Annotated in this window: 19 protein-coding genes; 10 read left to right on the forward strand and 9 right to left on the reverse strand. The window is 47.6% G+C overall.

Translation table 11 applies throughout. The features are described from left to right. The first annotated feature begins 129 nt into the window (after positions 1 to 129). Complete coding sequence (locus GA565_RS20775) at positions 130 to 1,437, forward strand: hypothetical protein (RefSeq protein ID WP_152200525.1); 1,308 nt, start codon at positions 130 to 132, stop codon at positions 1,435 to 1,437. Between the two features lie 644 nt (positions 1,438 to 2,081). On the opposite strand, the gene GA565_RS20780 is transcribed toward GA565_RS20775, so the two are convergent. Then, on the reverse strand, positions 2,082 to 2,600 hold the full coding sequence (locus GA565_RS20780; RefSeq protein ID WP_152200527.1) for an HNH endonuclease: 519 nt from the start codon (positions 2,598 to 2,600) through the stop codon (positions 2,082 to 2,084). Between the two features lie 879 nt (positions 2,601 to 3,479). Between GA565_RS20780 and GA565_RS20785 the strand changes: the two genes are divergently transcribed. The 4 genes from GA565_RS20785 to GA565_RS20795 all read left to right on the forward strand — a co-directional run bounded on the left by GA565_RS20785 (position 3,480) and on the right by GA565_RS20795 (position 5,048). Then, complete coding sequence (locus GA565_RS20785; protein ID WP_152200528.1) at positions 3,480 to 3,728, forward strand: hypothetical protein; 249 nt, start codon at positions 3,480 to 3,482, stop codon at positions 3,726 to 3,728. Between the two features lie 176 nt (positions 3,729 to 3,904). Then, positions 3,905 to 4,042 (forward strand): hypothetical protein, encoded by a 138-nt coding sequence (locus GA565_RS24680; RefSeq protein ID WP_193312012.1) that lies wholly within the window; start codon positions 3,905 to 3,907, stop codon positions 4,040 to 4,042. A 41-nt stretch (positions 4,043 to 4,083) separates the two neighbouring features. Then, entirely contained in the window at positions 4,084 to 4,476 is a 393-nt protein-coding gene (locus tag GA565_RS20790) for a VOC family protein (RefSeq protein ID WP_152200530.1), read from the forward strand. A 128-nt stretch (positions 4,477 to 4,604) separates the two neighbouring features. Next, positions 4,605 to 5,048: a GNAT family N-acetyltransferase gene (locus GA565_RS20795; protein ID WP_152201676.1), complete on the forward strand. Its 444-nt coding sequence runs from the start codon at positions 4,605 to 4,607 to the stop codon at positions 5,046 to 5,048. A gap of 82 nt (positions 5,049 to 5,130) precedes the next feature. Here the strand turns inward: GA565_RS20795 and GA565_RS20800 are convergent, their stop codons facing one another. Beyond that, positions 5,131 to 5,607, reverse strand: a complete 477-nt coding sequence (locus GA565_RS20800) for a GNAT family N-acetyltransferase (RefSeq protein ID WP_152200532.1) — start codon at positions 5,605 to 5,607, stop codon at positions 5,131 to 5,133. Between the two features lie 211 nt (positions 5,608 to 5,818). Between GA565_RS20800 and GA565_RS20805 the strand changes: the two genes are divergently transcribed. Both GA565_RS20805 and GA565_RS20810 read left to right on the forward strand, forming a co-directional pair. Next, entirely contained in the window at positions 5,819 to 6,598 is a 780-nt protein-coding gene (locus GA565_RS20805) for an ABC transporter substrate-binding protein (protein ID WP_152200534.1), read from the forward strand. Between the two features lie 58 nt (positions 6,599 to 6,656). Then, positions 6,657 to 7,760 carry a DUF2817 domain-containing protein gene (locus GA565_RS20810; RefSeq protein ID WP_152200535.1) on the forward strand — a complete coding sequence of 368 codons (1,104 nt, stop codon included), beginning with the start codon at positions 6,657 to 6,659 and terminating at the stop codon, positions 7,758 to 7,760. Between the two features lie 62 nt (positions 7,761 to 7,822). Here GA565_RS20810 and GA565_RS20815 read toward each other — a convergent pair whose 3' ends face one another. Further along, positions 7,823 to 8,602, reverse strand: a complete 780-nt coding sequence (locus tag GA565_RS20815; protein WP_152201677.1) for a 2OG-Fe(II) oxygenase — start codon at positions 8,600 to 8,602, stop codon at positions 7,823 to 7,825. 77 nt (positions 8,603 to 8,679) lie between these two features. Beyond that, positions 8,680 to 10,206: a glycoside hydrolase family 28 protein gene (locus GA565_RS20820; protein WP_226951006.1), complete on the reverse strand. Its 1,527-nt coding sequence runs from the start codon at positions 10,204 to 10,206 to the stop codon at positions 8,680 to 8,682. Positions 10,207 to 10,487: 281 nt separating this feature from the next. Here GA565_RS20820 and GA565_RS20825 point away from each other — a divergent pair, with 281 nt between their 5' ends. Next, complete coding sequence (locus GA565_RS20825; RefSeq protein WP_152200537.1) at positions 10,488 to 11,201, forward strand: GNAT family N-acetyltransferase; 714 nt, start codon at positions 10,488 to 10,490, stop codon at positions 11,199 to 11,201. A 33-nt stretch (positions 11,202 to 11,234) separates the two neighbouring features. On the opposite strand, the gene ada is transcribed toward GA565_RS20825, so the two are convergent. Then, positions 11,235 to 12,296, reverse strand: coding sequence for a bifunctional DNA-binding transcriptional regulator/O6-methylguanine-DNA methyltransferase Ada (ada, locus tag GA565_RS20830; protein ID WP_152200538.1), 1,062 nt, complete (start codon positions 12,294 to 12,296; stop codon positions 11,235 to 11,237). A gap of 76 nt (positions 12,297 to 12,372) precedes the next feature. Further along, entirely contained in the window at positions 12,373 to 12,894 is a 522-nt protein-coding gene (locus tag GA565_RS20835; protein WP_152200540.1) for a GNAT family N-acetyltransferase, read from the reverse strand. A 77-nt stretch (positions 12,895 to 12,971) separates the two neighbouring features. On the opposite strand from GA565_RS20835, the gene GA565_RS20840 reads away from it, so the two are divergent. Together GA565_RS20840 and GA565_RS20845 are read left to right on the forward strand one after the other, a co-directional pair. After that, complete coding sequence (locus GA565_RS20840) at positions 12,972 to 13,526, forward strand: XRE family transcriptional regulator (protein WP_152200542.1); 555 nt, start codon at positions 12,972 to 12,974, stop codon at positions 13,524 to 13,526. 10 nt (positions 13,527 to 13,536) lie between these two features. After that, positions 13,537 to 13,992: a GNAT family N-acetyltransferase gene (locus GA565_RS20845; protein WP_152200544.1), complete on the forward strand. Its 456-nt coding sequence runs from the start codon at positions 13,537 to 13,539 to the stop codon at positions 13,990 to 13,992. A gap of 11 nt (positions 13,993 to 14,003) precedes the next feature. Here the strand turns inward: GA565_RS20845 and GA565_RS20850 are convergent, their stop codons facing one another. The 3 genes from GA565_RS20850 to GA565_RS20860 all read right to left on the reverse strand — a co-directional run bounded on the left by GA565_RS20850 (position 14,004) and on the right by GA565_RS20860 (position 17,759). Beyond that, positions 14,004 to 15,692, reverse strand: coding sequence for a M28 family peptidase (locus GA565_RS20850; RefSeq protein ID WP_152200546.1), 1,689 nt, complete (start codon positions 15,690 to 15,692; stop codon positions 14,004 to 14,006). Next, entirely contained in the window at positions 15,692 to 16,498 is an 807-nt protein-coding gene (locus GA565_RS20855) for a transporter substrate-binding domain-containing protein (protein ID WP_152200548.1), read from the reverse strand. Before GA565_RS20855 ends, GA565_RS20850 begins: the two co-directional genes overlap by 1 nt. A 73-nt stretch (positions 16,499 to 16,571) precedes the next feature. After that, on the reverse strand, positions 16,572 to 17,759 hold the full coding sequence (locus tag GA565_RS20860; RefSeq protein ID WP_152200550.1) for a M20 family metallopeptidase: 1,188 nt from the start codon (positions 17,757 to 17,759) through the stop codon (positions 16,572 to 16,574). Between the last annotated feature and the right edge of the window lie 175 nt (positions 17,760 to 17,934).

Consider the following 17,934-nt stretch of genomic DNA (forward strand, 5'->3'; position numbering starts at 1 on the left):
CCATAGGTAAGGGAAATGCAGTCATTGAATGCCTATTAATAAAACTACTATTTTACTAAATAAATTTATGACAAAATATTTTACTTTTTTCTAAAATCAACAAAACCTATAACTCTGGCGGGTATGAACATGGAAATCAACAACAGAGAATATGCGGTGATCATTTACACGCTCATTCTATTCCTGTTTTTTTTTACAAAAAGGAACATCAGGGAATTGCTTTTTGAGATGTTAAGATTATTTATGCATAGGAAAATACTTTACCCACTAATGATGGCAGCGGGGTGGGTAATGGTTTGCATAACAGTTTTAAATAATCTAGGGATTTGGAGTATCAACAATCTTAAAACCACTATTGTGTGGAGCATAACCTTTGCATTTGCATCTTTATTTGAAATAAAAAAAGTTGAAGAAGAAAAATACTTCTTCAAAAAACAAGTTAAAAATACACTGAGCATTACTGTAATATTGATTTTCATAATGGAGTTACAAACATTCTCTTTTATCTCAGAAATGATCATACTGCCTATAATCACTTTCTTATCTCTACTTATAGTAGTAGGCGATATAAAAGAAGAAACTAAAAAAGTCAGCACTATTATTAAATATTTATTATCTATCTTTGTCATTTTTTACTTCATTCACTCATTATATATATCCCTACAATCTCCCTTCGAGACATTTTCAAAAAATAACTTAACTGAGTTTCTAACCCCTATAACTCTATCATTGATGTTTTTACCTTTCGTTTACATATTCTATTTAACTCAAGCCTATGAAACTGCCTTTGTTAGCTTGGAGTTTAGATTCGATAACAAAGAAATTTTAAAAAAAGCCAAGCTTCTAATCATCATGAAATTCAGAAACGATGTTAATAACATGCGTATTCTTATTCGGGAATTAAATCACATTAATAACATCGATGAACTTAATGATAAAATACATGAGATAAAAGAAAGAATTAAAAACCAATCCGACGCATCAATAAATAGACAATACGGCACATGGTCACCATTTATTGCCAAAAACTTATTATCTAAAATTGGTTTAGTGACTAATGATTATCATCCTTCAGAAGATGAATGGTGGGCATATAGCCCCATGATTGAAATTGGAGAAGGAGAAATCATTAAAGATAATATTGCATTTTATATTTACGGAAACCAGAACTCAGTAAAAAAATTCAAGATACGATCACATATTAATAATTTACCGATATCAAATATAACACTTGATTTTCTAAAACTAGCCTGCACGAAACTAATTTCTCAAGCAGCTCCAGAAATCAATGTAGACATAGATAACTTAGTTAATCATTCAAAGGACATGAAAATAGAACAGAGTAATTATAGAATTTCAGTTACCAAAGAAAATTTTGAAGGTTCAATAAAAGGTTATACGTTAAATTTAAGTATAGAGAAAACATCCTCTTTATGAAGTTCTGGAACTATTGGTTGATTTATGGACAGGTTATCTTTGATAGCACCTGTCCTAAGAATTTAAGCAAAACGATTAACTTATTATAAGACTCGAAAACTGCAAGTTCATTTAATGTGCAGACCATCAACTCGTCACTTATAGTGAACTGATTTCATCTACTAATCACCGCATAACTAACTGTTTATTATAATCATTAATACAAAAGTGAACACTGTGACCAGTTTTTCTATAAATCTTTTTGTATCGCGTAGGCTAGTCAGAGGCACCCTACTCAAAGCGTTCAAAATATGAACATAACGAAGTACGATTATCTGCATTGGTATACGTTTAGGTATACACCACAAACCTGAATTCGTAATTAACTAGTTAAAACATTAAGTTAGCTAATTTTCTCAACTTCCCCCAGCCCAAATAGTACTCCGGTTATTACCAGATAAGTCCGGAGAAGTACGAAGAGCCCGCACCCCACAAGGTCTGCGGGCTTTTTTGTGTCCGTGATAGTCCAGTATCGTCCTCGTATATCCACCATTTATTGGACTGCCTTTAGGCCTACGCTACGATGTAGTCCAAAACAGTAGGCCTATTCATGGAAGGGGCCAGATATGGCGAATCTATACTGACCTAAAAGCCTGCTTTACTCATTACTTTGTTTGAAATTCAAACAGCTCTCGATGCCGGGCAAGGTACGGCAAGTTCTGCGGCTTGATGGCGGAAATTTCCAGGCTTTTCGAGAGACCTAACTTTTCGAGAACCTCATCGGTAATTAATTTACCTAACAACAGTGCGCCTTCATCAGTGAAACTAATAAGGCCCTTATCGAACAACTTATCTATGTTGGGAGATAGCAGAAAACCGTTAAATGGGTCGATGCGTTCATGTGGTTCACTAAGAGACCAAGGAAGGATATGGGAAGCTATCAGAAGTTCCGTATAATCTAGGCCGGTTGCTGAACACTTGCCATTCCAGATGTCGATGAGATTCTTTCTGTAGGGCCCCTGTCCGATTCTAGCCTTGATCATAATTTCTCGGACTGTATCTCGATCCGCGACATCCTCTTTTTCAATAGTGTTATCAGGCATGTCGAAGTTATCAACTATATATGCAGTACTTTGGATATGACTTAAAAGCAATACGCCAGCTGCTGAAGGGATCGCTGACATATAAAACTGCGCACATTGTTTTTTTGAAGTGAAAACTTTAGGTATACATTGAGTATTATAATTTTCGATGAAAAAATCTTTAAATTCATCGGCTTTAATAGGATCCGGAATTCGGTTAGTTCAACATCTACTTTCCAGCCCTCCTTCTGCCATTTATCAAATGTTAGGTTTTGAGGTCGATCTGCTGGGTAACAATCAGACAGGGCTTTAGCTAGGCATAAAATTTCACCATTGCGATAGCAAAATATTACATCGCCTTTTTTACCTTAGCTACAGCTGACCAACCTATATTGACATACTTGGTCTCTTTTATTTCGTTAAAGCTGAACTGTGGCGCCCACAGAAACTTATGCTCGAGGACCTCGTCGTAACTGCCCCTAAGTTAACCTTAAAAAAATTCATCCCTAGACTCGCTGTTGTTAGTGAAAGGTATAACTGCTGGTTTTACCTAATTTGTTAGTAAAACTTTAAGTTAAATCATTTTCAACCAATAACTGTCGATACACTCAGAATGTTAAATATGGACAACTTCTAGACCGCAACTCCACCCATTAGCCAACCGATAGGCCTACCCTACAAACCTGAACTCACATTTTCCTTTTACCTACCAACCACCTCCGTGCAGAACAACTTTCCCAGCCGACTTGCCCCAGCCCGTTGCCCTCCCCCCAAATTCATTCACTTATTTAACCTGATAAAAACATGCTTGCACGTTCGCCTAACATTAATTGACATCGGTCATGTAACTAAGCGAAAGACCTAACATAAGGTTGATACTTCGCCACTTAGCCTATAATGTGGAACCTCTTTATTTTCATTAAAATCAATAACATAAGAATTATAAATGCATTTCACCTCCTACATAGGTTAAATATATATATGGCGAAGAATATTAAGAAATCATCTAAAAGCGTTTCGCATCTCGCGGCAAAAATTCTCAATAATCCCAAAGCTTCAGCCATTGAGAAAAGCTTAGCCGGTTCTGTACTTTCTCAGTCTGGAACTGAAAATCAGACTGGCGAAGACCTGCAAACTATCGCCTCCACGGCTTTAAAAAATCCTGCGTCTAATGAGGTGACTCAAACACTCGCAGGCTCCGTTGTTTCACAGTCGACGAAGGACCGTTAGTTCGTTGAAAGCCGAGGATTTATGCCTCGGCAACTCAAACATAGGAGCTGAGCTCTCATTATCAAGCGTTAGCCATCCGCGCAAATCCTCTATTAAAATCAACGTCCAAAAATCATCGCCCGGTATTGACGAAATCCTCTATGCTTTTCCCACCATTCCTGCCAGTGAGCTAAATCATGCTTTTTGATTTATCTGATGACGACGTGCCTTATCGCGCACTGATTGCACGCGACCCAGCCTATGACGGCCTTGCATTTGTTGGCGTAAAAATATCGGTATTTTACTCATCGATAACTCATCAGTATGCTCATTAGATAAATAATTCACACTATCGTTAGCTAAAGAGGGTTCAGCGATGTTTTCACACATAACATTAGGCATTAACGATTTTGAACAAGCCTTCTCTTTCTACAACGCGGTGCTGACTCCGCTTGGCCTGAAGCTGCGTTTTTGCGACCGCAGCGTACCCTGGGCCGCCTGGCAGCTCGCCGAGGCCGATCGGCCGCTGTTAGTGATCACCCGTCCTCAGAACAAACAGGCCGCTACTCCGGGGAATGGTCAAATGACGGCATTTCTTACATCATCACGTGCTCTTGTAGATGAAATTTATAAAACGGCGATGGCATCGGGCGGCGAATGTGAAGGAAAACCGGGCCTGCGCCCTGACTATCACGCAAACTATTATGGCGCTTATTTCCGTGACCTCGAGGGTAACAAACTGCACGTTTGCTGCCACAATGATGAATAAAACCATGCTAGCCCTTCCTACACCCTCATTTAGGTGGGCTATGACACGGGGGATTCACTTGACCTTTGCTCAGGCTCAACGCCATTATCGGTGCAGAATTTACTTATAAAGTACTGACCGAGGTAGGGATGGAAAAGTATCAGTTACAAATGACCGATGTCATTGATGATGAAATAAAAAAGGTCATTGGTGATGGGCTGGATAGCTTTAATGTCGACACTGCTGGCATTCAGGACAGGCAGTCGCTGGCTATTGTTGTTAAAGACCCTGAAACGGGCAAAGTGCTGGGCGGCATGCTCGGACGATCTTCCCTCGGTCTGCTGTTTGTGGAACTGTTTTATCTTCCTAAAGAGCTTAGAGGCTCAGGTCTGGGTTCCAGAATTCTGCGTCAATTTGAGCAAGAAGGCGCGAGACGGGGATGCTCCGCGGCGGTGCTTTATACCCTCAGTTTCCAGGCCCCCGATTTTTACACCAAGCACGGCTGGCAGCGCTTTGGAGAAGTTCCTTGCCTCCCGACCGGCAGTAGCAGAGTGTTTATGAGTAAAGCCATACTTTCGCCATCACTCGCTTGAGTACCTAAAATACCGCCAATCATTGATTCTACTAACGTCGAGGATGTAACGATTTAAGTAAGGAATATAAAATGGCGGGATCTTATCGATCCCGCCAAATCATCTCAACACAGTCCAGATCCGTTTGTGCTGAGTGAGAGAAATATTTTCCACGCGACACCACGCTGAATCCCTGTTTTTCATAAAATCCCACCGCATTCGGTGTAGACGACAACGTCAGTTGTTTGATATCCAGGCTTCTGGCCTGCTGCTTAATGGCCGAAATAATCGCCGACGCCAAGCCTTTGCCCTGATACTCCGGCAATGTAAAAATAGCCTCGACATTCCCGGTTACCAAGTCAAGATAACCGCACGCACAGGGCGTGGTTCCCTCTGATGCGTCGATGAGGAAAACCTGATTTTCTGCGATGACTTTTTTCATTCCCTCCGGCATGATTTCGGGCGTAAAGGCGCTTAAGGTTGACGACTCATAAACCTCGGCACAACCATGACGAAACGCGCGATTACGTAATTGCCATAATCCCTGAGCATCTTGTTGTTTTGCAGTTCTGATCTTCATAAATTATCCCCCCAAGTATTCAGAGAAAGACTCCCTGCATTTCACTCCCTACCCTATATTCCTCCTGTTCTATCACCTCAGGATGGAGCAATAAACTGTTTTTATTTCCTGTGTTTTGAAAGCATCGTCACTCAGGTATTCTCGGATGAAATTTTAAAGATAGGTTGTATCTTACTCAGATCGGCCATCATTTTACCCTGAGGATTTTCTGATGAAAAAAAGCGCGTTATTTACCCTGCTGGCTCTGGCCTCGTTTAGCTCTCTCGCCAATGCAGAATCAGTTTTGCGCTTCGGTGTTGATCCAACGTTTGCCCCTTTTGAAACTAAGGCGGCAGACGGCAGCCTGGTGGGTTTTGACGTCGACCTGGGCAATGCCATCTGTCAGGAGTTAAAGGTGAAATGCCAGTGGGTTGAAACCGGCTTTGACAGCATCATCCCAGCTCTCGATGCTAAAAAGTTTGATGCAGTATTGTCCGCCATGTCCGTCACGCCAAAGCGCCAGGCTCAGGTTGATTTCTCCGACATGCTTTACCATATTCCAAGCGTCTTGGTGGCTAAAAAGGGCAGCGGTATCTTGCCCACTCCAGAATCTTTAAAAGGTAAATCCATCGGCGTAGCGCAGGGCACCATTCAGGAAGCCTACGCTCAAGCGCTATGGCAGAGCAAAGGGATTAACGTTGTGTCCTATCAGAATCAGGATTTAGTGAATCAGGATCTGCAGTCTGGCCGCGTTGATGCCACTCTGACGAATGCCGCGGCGGCCCAGTCGGGCTTCCTTGATACCGCAGCTGGCAAGGATTTTGCCTTTAGTGGCGAGATGCTGAACGATCCGAAATATCTGGGTGCCGGTACGGCCATTGGTCTGCGTAAAGGCGATAAAGAGCACGTGGATATGATCAACAAGGCCTTGGTCGCTATTCATCAAAACGGTACTTTTGAGAAAATTGAGAAAAAATACTTTAGCTTTGAAGTCTATAACAAAAAGTCCTAGTGCCACTCGACCAGCCTGATGCTGGCTGACAATCCAGAAATTAAATAAGGAAATACTGATGCTGCAAGGTTACGTGCGACTCCCAGATTTCAGCGTTCAACGTGATAGCTTTCTTGCGGCAGCACAAGCAGCAGGTGCCAAGGTTACACACTATCCCCATCCCTTAAAGGGCTTGGTAGGTGAAGCATTGGCAACCGATGTCGCCATTCTCGGTAACCCGCTTGCCTCACGTTTATTGGTGATAGTGTCAGGCACCCACGGCATTGAAGGCTATTATGGATCGCAAAGCCAGATTGACTGGCTGAAAATGAACTCTGCCGATCCCCTGCCTGCCGATACCGCCGTAGTGATGATCCACTTGATCAATCCTTGGGGGACCGCGCACCTTCGCCGAGTTAACGAAGACAACATGGATCTGAATCGAAACTTCGTAGATTTCAGTCAACCGCTGCCAGCCAATGCGCGATATGAAGATTTACATGATATTTATCTGAGTAAAGATCTTAATGGCCCACAGCGAGCCGCGGCAGATGATTTGATGGATAAACATGCACAGGAGTCTGGGTGGGCTGAGGTGAAGAAAATTGTTGAAGCCGGGCAATACGTTCACGCCGACGGTATTTTCTTTGGTGGTCAGCAGCCAAGTTGGTCAAACCGCACGCTGCTAAAAATTATTCAGACCCATTTGTCCCACGCCAAAACCATTATCAGTTTTGATTTGCATACAGGTGCCGGGGCCTACGGTAATCCGATGCTGATGGCTATCGCGCAAAAAGCTTATCCGGCATTACAGCAGGCGCGTGACGTATTTGGCCCGTGGCTTTATGTGCTGATCACGGGCAAAAATATGGGCAGCGATACCGGCGTAACCGCCACTGCAACCGGCTACCTGTCTCAGTTTATGCTCGACAATTTGCCAGACGCGCAGTTGATTCAGTTGGTGATTGAGTGCGGAACCTATGACGGGGAAACGATGCATCATCTGGTCCGCGATGACCATTGGCTACATCTTCATGGCGACCCGCAAAGTGCACAGGGCAAAAAAATCAAGGGTGAACTGTTTGAGGGGTTTTATCCGCAGGATAAAGACTGGCAGCAGTTGGTTCAGCTGCGCACCCAACAAATTTTTAATCGCGCCTTTAGCGCACTGCCAACGCTCTAGCCAATAATAACAACAGGATGCTGATTCACTCGACGTAGAACCCGCATCCTTTTTATAGAAGGTTAAATGCGCCCGTAAAAAGTCATTCGCGCCGTTTCTGACAGCGAAATATCAGGCTGAGAATTGTAGGCCAGCACCACCAACATACGCGTGGTATCTCCCTCAGTAGGCGTAACGCGATGAATGGCATTGCGACCGCGGAACAGTACCAAATCGCCCGCTTCTATACCCAGTTTTTTCGGCTCCGTTTCTTTATTCAGCAACTTCTCGACGCCAGCATAATTCATGTCGCCAGCGTCGGCGTTGCGCAGATTTTCAACATACTCAAACACACCGCCAGCCTGCGGTTTCTGAATCAGCAAGGTGATAGCAAACGAGGAGTTGTCAAAATGCCAGCCCAGCTCCTGGCCTTCACTGGCGTAGTGCAAATTGATTGAAGAAAGCTTGTCAGCGTAGGGATAAAGCTGCTCTTCTCCCAACACGGTGCACAGAAACGCTTGAAAATCCGCAGAATCATACAAAGCTCGCAGCGCCGAATTCTGCGGGATCTCTTCATCCGTAATACAGCCTTTTGAGGAAACAATCTGCCGATTGCGCGGATGCGTGGACGGCAGTCCAGCGTCAGGTTTCTGTAAATACACATTGTGATTGCTGCTGGTGTAATAGGCCAGATGACGATTTTCATCGCCTTCCTGCTTAATCGCTGTCAGCGCGGCCGGGCTAAGGAAATGATGCAAGACCAGTGCGCCCTTTTCATCCAGGGTACGTTTACACTGGGATAAAAAATTCGCATCCAAAATCGGATTAGCCGCCAAATTTACGATCGTATCGAGTTCTTGCATCATGGCCTCAGGAATTAATCAGGAAAAAATCAGTTGCTTCCACTTTAACCAATCAATTAATCGCTGGGAAATGAAAGTTACCATCCCTGAGCAGGTAAACGTGAGTTAAGCCCCTGCGGTCTATTTTTGGGTTCAATCACCACGTTGCGAAAGGAAACAGTTCCCGAAGTTGACATGACTTCACTGGAAGTAATGCCGCTGAAAACAGAGTCTGAAAAATGGATATTGTCTATTTCGGCACCCTTAAATGAGGCGATATACATCACTCTTGGACTGCTCTTGCTGGTGACTTGCTCAATATACACGTTGCGGACTACCGGTTTATAAGGCCCTTTCTCACCTTCCTCATACAAGAAGTCGACAGTCAATATTGCCTCGCTAACCTGACCGACGCGAATATTACGCATAAAAACATTTTCAAGCTTACCGCCGCGTACTGCATTGTTTTTAAAGCGTAATACTCTGTCCAAATGGGGACTGTCCATTTCACAGTCTTCAACAAAAACATTGTAAATACTACCCGAGCACTCACTGCCCAGCACCACACCACCGTGTCCGTCCAACATTTTACAACCGCGAATAACAATGTTGATTGACGGCGTATTCACTCGCCGACCGTCGTTGTTTTTGCCTGATTTAATGGCTATGCAGTCATCCCCGGTATCAAAAACACAGTTCTCGATCAACACATCACGGCAGCATTCGGGATCACATCCGTCGTTATTCGGCCCGTGGGAATGAATTTGAACGCCGCGGATAGTAATATTCTCGCTGAGGACCGGATGCAGTTCCCACATCGGTGAATTAATGATCGTAATATCTTCAATCAAAACGTTTTTACAATGATAAGGCTGAATGAAATTAGGCCGTAAAAAATGTCCAAGACCAAACACCCGTTCGGCCACCGGCGTTCCCTGTTCCCCCATCTGCATCAGCTTTTTCATGTCGCCATATTGTTTAACCTGCGTGCCGTCGGCCTGTTTCCAGGCCCACCAGTTCTCTTTGCTGGCCTGCCCGTCGAGCGTCCCTTTACCGGTAATAGCAACGTTTTCGGCATCAACGGCATAAATAAGCGGGGAAAAGTTCATGCATTCAATACCTTCCCAACGAGTAAGCACGTTAGGGTACTTCTGAGGATCGGTGAAAAATTTCAAGGTAGCGCCGTCGGCGAGGTGCAGATTAACGCCGCTTTTCAACCAAATTGGGCCACTGAAATATATACCCTGCGGGATAATAACCCGTCCGCCACCGGCCTGATGGCAGGCTTCAATAGCCTGCTTAATTGCCTGTGAAGCATCCTCTCCCTGCCGTTTAACACCGAAATCCGTAATCGTGAAATCTCGATGTGGAAATTCAGGCGCTTTTATTCGAGCCAGTATCGGCGGTAAGTCTTGCCATCCCTGCGCCATAGAATGGGCAACGGGTGCTGAATTTTCCAACGAAGACGCATTCGAAGGCGACGGGACTGGTGCCTCGGCGGCCAGCGTACTCCGCGGCAGCATTATTGGCCCAAACGTTATAGCCGCGGCCCCCCACTGCAGCAGATGACGACGAGACAGAGGAGAAGTCTGCTGTTTATTATCTTCAACGTTTTTGTTTTCCATTGCTCACTCCCACGTTAAAAAAACCACGACTGACCAAGGATATCACACAGGTTTGAGGGATAATTGGCTTAAATATCATCACAAAGTAAAAGTTGTTATACAACATTGCAGAAGGTATGGATGAAAAATAGACGCAGGTTGTGATTCCACTCGCAGTTTGCGGGGCTTGCACTCTGGCCGAAAATTGCTGATGCCAGGTGAAGGCGGTTGCGGTAGATAGCGACTTCTGATTTTATAATCTCTACGTAAAACGCAACTTATTCAGGCAAAACGGAATAACGATGACCACCCTTAATCATTTTGGACAGCCGATTGGTGATGAAGTCTCCGGCTGGCAAGCGCGCCCGCTCCCTGAGCGCAGCACGCTGGAAGGAGACTATTGCCGTCTCGAACCGTTAGACGTTAATAAGCACAGCAAGTCGCTGTTTGACGCGTGGCACAGCATTGATGACGATCGCGACTGGACCTATTTCTCAATCGATCGTCCGGCTACTCAGCACGACTGTGATACCTACATCACTAAAATTTCCAGTCTGAAAGATCCGCTCTATTTCGCCGTGATTGACAAGGCAACCCTGCGCGCGATTGGCGGCGTCTCGCTAATGCGCCTCGATCCAGTAAACGGTGTAGCAGAAATCGGTTGGGTGAACTGGTCACCGCTGATGAAGCGTTCGCGATTTGGAACGGAAGCGATTTATCTCCTGCTTACTTATCTGTTTGATAAATTGGGTTATCGCCGCTGTGAATGGAAATGCAACAGTCTGAATGAACCCTCCAACTTTGCGGCTAAACGTTTTGGTTTTCAGTTTGAAGGTACTTTCCGTCAGGCAATGCTCACCAAAGGCAATAATCGCGATACCTGCTGGTATTCGATGCTCGACGGTGAATGGCCGCCAATCAAGTCAGCGTTTCAGCAATGGCTTGGCGCCGAAAACTTCACGCCAGAAGGTGAACAAAAACAGAAGCTTGAAAGTTTCAGGGTGGCGATAAAATAAATCCGCAGGGCTGGCCTGCTGGAAAATCAGCGGCTATGCGCCCTGCTCTTTCTCCAGCAGGCACTTTTTCCTTTCTACTCCCCAGCGATAGCCTGAAAGCGTACCATTATTTTTTATCACCCGATGACAGGGTATGGCCACGGCCAGCAAATTGGCCGCGCAGGCTCCCGCAACGGCACGTACTGCTTTAGGAGAACCGATTCTTTCAGCCACCTCGGCGTAACTCAGTGTTTTTCCAACAGGGATAGTGCGTAGCGCATGCCAAACTCGTTGCTGAAATGCCGTACCGCGAATATCCAAAGGCAGCCTCAGGCTGGTACCCGGCTGGTCCACAAAACCGACCACGGTGGCGATCCTTTTTTCAAAATTCTCATCGTTACCAATCAGTTGTGCATGAGGAAAATTATCCTGCAGGCTCTCGATCAGCGTCTGCGGGTTATCACCCAACAGGATCGCGCAGATCCCTCGAGCACTTTCCGCCACCAAAATATCGCCCAGCGTGCATCGGCCCAAAGCAAACCATACCGCCGTGCCTTTGCCCCCTGCACGAAAAGCCTTGGGCGTCATGCCAAGGCTGGCCGGTGAAGAAGCATAAAAATTGCCGTTTGAAGCATAGCCTGCATCAAGGATTGCAGAGGTAATCGTCTGATTTTCTGCCAGTTTTTCACGAACTCGCTGCTGTCTTTTGGCTACCGCATAAGCACGCGGGGTGAGTCCGGTAAAAGTCTTGAATATGCGATGAAAATGATAAGCACTGAGGCCTACCTGCTGGGAAATTTGTGCCAGTGTGGGCGTTTTTTCGCAGGTTTCTAATAGACGACAAGCCTGCTCAACCTGTGCACCGTGCTGCTCGAGCAAAGAGTTGCGCCCCTGACGACAGCGTTTGCAGGCGCGATATCCTGCCTTTTCAGCCTGAGCGGCGCCGGTAAAATACTCTACGTTGTCACGATTGGGCATTCGTGACGGGCATGAGGGCGCACAGTAAATCCCGGTCGTTTTAACGGCGTAAACAAAATCACCATCAGCCTTGGCGTCGCGGCTGACAATCGCCTGCCAGCGGGCTTCGTCGTCGGTATTATATTTATCGTGCTTCATGGTCAATCTCTCTCACTGGCTCAATACACTGAGCCTAAAAGCTTTGCCTGCCGATAACACTCCGCGGCTTGCTTTTTCATTTCGCGACTGGATGCTCAGGCGTTGACAGAATCAGCTGATAAAATGCCAAATCCAGCCAGCGATCAAACTTATAGGCGGCCTGCTTGATAATCCCCGCCTCAATGAATCCAGCCTGGGTATGCAGTGCAATGCTGGCGGCATTAGTCGCGTCAATTCCGCCAATCAGCGTGTGAACCTGTCGCCGTTTTGCCTCTTCAATGAGGGCATTAAGTAAAACTTTCCCCAGCCCCTGACCGCGATGCTGTGGGTGAATATAAATCGAGTGCTCAACGGAATACTTATAAGCAGGCCAAGCGCGGAAAGTCCCATAGCTGGCGAATCCGAGCAGTTTGCCTTGACTATTTTCTAATCCAATCACCGGAAAATTACCATTGCGCTTAGCGGCAAACCACGGTCCCATACTTCCAATATCACGCTCACGGTAGTCATAAAGCGCCGTTGAGTTAAGGATAGCCTCATTGAAGATCTCGAGTATAGCGCCAGCGTGTCGAGATTCAGTGCAGTCGATCAGATTCATAACGATCCCCCTCTTGTTAATCCAGATTCCAATATAGTAGAATTAATTCCACAAAAGTAAATTAGGCGACAGAAAAAATGTCAATCGGTGAAGTCATTGCAAAGCGCCTGCTTGCTTTGCGCAAAAGCAAGGGCCTGAATCTGGAACAGTTAGCCGAGCTTTCACAAGTGAGCAAGGCCATGATTTCCAAAATTGAACGCCAGGAGAGCAGCCCGAGCGCGACAATCCTTGGCAGGTTGGCCGCCGGCCTGGGCGTGTCGGTTACGCTGCTGTTATCTGACGACAGCGACAGACCAAAACATTTTATGCGCCGTGATGAACAGGAGGTATGGCAAGATCCCGATATCGGTTATTTACGCCGCCAAGTGCTGCCGCCCGAGGCGCAAACGGCTCTTGAGATGATTGAAGTGACCCTGCCAGCCCAGTCCCGCGTGAGTTATCCACGCTGGGAAAACAGACCGTATAAGCAGCGCCTGTGGTTAGTTGAGGGTGAGTTAACGGTCTATTACGGCGAAACCCGTTACTCGTTATTGCCCGGCGATGTGCTGGTTTTTGGCGTTGATTTACCCGTCACTTTTGATAACGTCGATGCACAACCCTGTCGATATCTGCTAGTGATTAACCAAGGATAAGGAAACGCGCGTGCTCACTATCAATCTCACCACCTTGAAGGACCCGCAGTTTATTGAGTTAGTCAGTCAGTTAGATGCCTACCAGAGTGTGTTATATCCAGCCGAAAGTGACTACAGCATGCCGCTTGAGGAGATGGCAAATAATGAACATTACCCGTTTATCGCCGACGTTGACGGCATGGGCGTCGGTTGCGGCTGTTTATATATTGGCGACAACGGGCTGGCGGAAATTAAACGGGTTTACGTCAATCCGCAGTTTCGCGGACAACGTATTGCCGAACAGTTGATGACGGCAGTTGAAGCACAGGCGCGACGGCTGCGGCTGCCGCGCCTTTATCTGGAAACTGGCGTTGATCATCAGGGGGCGATCGGCCTTTATCAAAAATGTGGTTTTATGATCACCGAGCGTTTTGGCGACTATCTCGACGATCCGCTGAGCGTTTTTATGCTTAAAGACTTGCAGTAATCATCGGTTGATTATTTCTGCAGCCTGTTACTGATTTTTTGCAGCAGCGCCAAGGCGCGATCGCACTGGCGGCGATACTGCGTTTGCATCATCAGTGCTGTTTCGGGAGTGGTTTGTCCTAGATCTGCCGCCAGTGGCTGAAAACCGGGAAAAGCACCGCCGCGATAGCTGAGATCGTAGTGAAAATCATCGGTGGCGCTGTAACGAAGGCGATGAAGATCCGCTACGGTGCGCACTAAGATCGACTGCCAACGATCGGGGTGGCTGTGCGACAAATGCTGAAGATGGGCGATCGGATCCTGCAAATTCCGTAACTTTTGTTCGATCTGTGCGAGGCTAAATTCAGGGTCCAACCTCTGCTGTAGTTGACGTAACGCCTGCCGGTTATTTTCAAGGTAATCGACGGCATCTATCGGCAATGACGGCTCAATCAGCAAAGCAGTAAGCCAATGCGCGTGAATTTGGCAATCACGCCAGAGAATGTTCAAATCCACTTTGTCGTAAGTGTCCTCTTCAGTGTGCCACCACCACCCTCCACCGCTGCCCGGTGAATCACTGGTTTTCTCGAGCGGCACTTCCCGCAGCGCAAAATGCAACGGCACGCCGCTGCCCCAAAATGACTGATCCCCCCCTTTGCCAAGAGGCGTAATGCGCAGCGCCGGCTTGCCGGTAATAACCTCTACAGCCTGATTTAGAAAGGAATTCGACTCGGCACCGCTGGCATTAATCACGACCTGAACGGCATTGAGGCAGCCTGGTGAATCAACATTAATGTGCGCCACGCAGCGTTCTCCGAGCTGCAGACGATAGTTGTCGGCATACCAGGTTGAGCCGCCGTAGCGCGCATTGGAATGACCCGGCCACCAGGCAATGCGCAGCCCGCGCTTAAGCGTCGCGGACTGCTGCCCAAAGTGAATGGCCATCGCGACGCAAAGCGCATTACCGGTTGCGTTGTCGGTAACGCCCTCATGCCAAGAATCATAGTGGGAAGACAGCAGTACAAACTCGTCACTTTGACCGGCTATTTCGACCACTGGCAGGCTGCATTCACGCACGTGTCGCGCTAACTCAGTGCGCAATTCGGCGCGAACTGGCCCAGTGGCGAGCGTCATGCTACTCAGTAACTGTTGTCCGTCACGCTGGTTAATTGAAATCACCGGCAGCCTTGGATAACGCTGAGCATCCTCCAACGTCGGCGTTCCCCAAATCGGCCCAACCGTTTCCTCATGCAGCGCAGTTTCGGCTGAGGTCCAAATATGCACCAGACCCATCGCCCGCGCCGCATCAAGACGCTGTACGTAATCTTCAAGGCCCTGATCGGCAACCACAATCTTGCCCTCAACCTGCTGCGCCCACTGCTGCCACTCAAGGTCGCTGCGGGCAAGGGTTGACTGCGCATCGTAATAAAGCGCTGCGCTGACACCCTGCGGACAGTGGGCAGAGAAGGAGCGGGTCTTGGCCTGGCCCTGCCAATCGGGAAAATCGGGCAGCGTCAGGCTACCGGCAAGCGGGTCACTCAGCAGCAGCGGGCAATGCTCAAGTCGCGCATCAAGCCCGTGCGAGTGCAGCACATTAACCAGCAGGCTGGCGGCACGCTCGGCGTCTTCGCTACCGGATAAACGATGCAGCGAAGAATACGCCTGCAGAAGCTCATCCATAACCGGCATCAGTTGCTCAAAAACGGGGGCAATAAAGGCCATTATTTTGTGCCAGCGCCCTGATGTACGGCGATATCGAGGTCACCGAAGTATTTGGTACGAATGTTATCCCAGGTGCCGTCAGCAATAATTTTTGCCAATCCCTGGTCGAGCAGCGCCTTGGTTTTGGCATCACCCTGACGTACGCCGTAGGATGAGCCGATGCTGAACAGTTTGTCGTCACGTACTTCAGGACCGGTCAGGGTGAAATCTTTACCTTCCGGTTTGTTGAGGAAGCCGTAAGTTACCGCCACCGCCGGGCTTAATGCGGCATCCAGACGACCGGCGACTAAATCTTGATAGATGGTGTCCTGATCGGCATAGGCGACAACGTCAACGCCTTTTGGCAGCCAGTAGGCGTTAGCATACATTTCTTGAATAGACCCCTGCTGCACCGCAACGCGTTTACCTTTCAACGACTCAGGCGTCGGCAGCAGCGGACTGCCTTTTTGCACCACTAGCTTGGTCGGAATATGGTAAACAAAATCGCTGAAATCGATGACTTTGCGACGTTTTTCAGTGGCACCCTGCGGAGAAATAAAATCAACTTTTTTGGCCAGCAGCGACGGGATTTCAGCGTCAAAGCTGGTGACAACATAGTTGCACGTCACCTGCATCTCTTTGCAAATAGCGTTGGTCACGTCAATTTCATAACCACTCGGCGTCCCTTGCGCATCGCGAAATTGGAAAGGTGGATAGCTGAGATCGGCGGCAACCCGTAGTGTTTCCCCGGCGGCGTGAGCCGCGCCGGTGGTCAACGTCAAGCCCAGCAGGGCAAGGCCCAGAGTGTGTTTGATGGTGGTTTTCATGATTCTTTTTCCCGTCTTTTTTTCTTAAAAGTTTATTTTCTGAGGATAATGGTTTCTTCAACGCAACCGGTTTTCAGTTCTGCGCTTTCCAACTGAGGAATTCGTCTCTTACCGCACGCAGCATCTCGGGGCTTTCAATGAGGTCAACGGCGGTCATGGCGAGAGCTTTTGCGGCATTGAGCATTGCCTCGAGTCCGGCGTCAGACCCAGCGGCTTCGGCAAATTCTGGGGTGTGCGGCATAACATCGCCGATGCGCAGATAAGGATGGATTGCAGCAGTGATTTGGCTGACGTTGCCGATATCAGATGAACCAATTCCGCCACTGCGCGGCGGTGGCACCACTTCAACGCCCAAAATATCGAGGTTTTGTTTGAAAAACTCGGCCAACATCAGGTTATTATTACGCTCAGCATAGGTCAGCCCTTCTTCAATTTCTAGACGCGCACCGCTCATGTCCGCTGCACCCTGCGCCGCTGCGAAAACTTTAGCGCGTACCGTGGCCAGCCCTTTCACGGTGTTGGCACGCAGCAGGAATTTTGCCTCGGCGTAGGCGGGCACAACATTGGTCGCGCTGCCGCCGTCGGTAATGATTCCGTGCACCCGCACATCGTCGGTAAACAACTGGCGCAGCGCATTAATACCGACAAAAGTGTGGATCACGGCGTCGAGCGCGCTAATGCCGTTTTGCGGGGCAGAGGCTGCATGCGCCGCCTTGCCATAAAACTTGAATACGGCATCAACGCAGGCCAGTCCGCCGCGAACGACCATCGTTTTGTCGCGCGGATGGAACATCATCACCGCGTCGTGATCGTCAAAAATGCCTTTTTCAGCGAGGATAATCTTGCCTCCGCCCTCTTCTTCCGCCGGCGTTCCTATCACTTCAAGCCGCCCACTCAGCTCAGGAAAACCGGTTTTTAAGGCCAGCGCAGCGGCTATTGATGCGGTGCCTATCAGGTTATGCCCACAGGCGTGACCCAATCCGACCAGCGCGTCGTATTCCGCCAGCAGGGCGATAGTCGGCCCCGGTTTGCCGCTGTCGTAGGTAGCGCGAAACGCAGTAGGCAAATCGCCTAGCCTTTCCTCTATCTGAAATCCGGCCTCACGCAAAGGGGAAATCAGCGCCGTGGCGGACTCAAATTCTTCAAAACTCAGCTCGGGATTAGCATGAATCGTTAACGCCAAATGTTTAAGACGAGGAGCCAGACTGTCGACGGTATAAATAATTTTATCTTTTTGACCCTTTTTGGTGCATTCGGACATGATTTTTCCCTGAGCAAGTGCAGATTACGCCTTAATTTGCGGCTTTTTTCTGATAGAAATAGGAGGTTCTTCTCAACATCTACCACAAATAGGGGATTTTTAGGCGACCGTCCAATTAAGTGTTTTTATCTGCAGACGCTTTCATGCAAAAATTATTTTATGACACTTTTCTAAG

The organism is Rouxiella sp. S1S-2, from assembly GCF_009208105.1.
In the GTDB taxonomy this organism is placed as follows: domain Bacteria; phylum Pseudomonadota; class Gammaproteobacteria; order Enterobacterales; family Enterobacteriaceae; genus Rouxiella.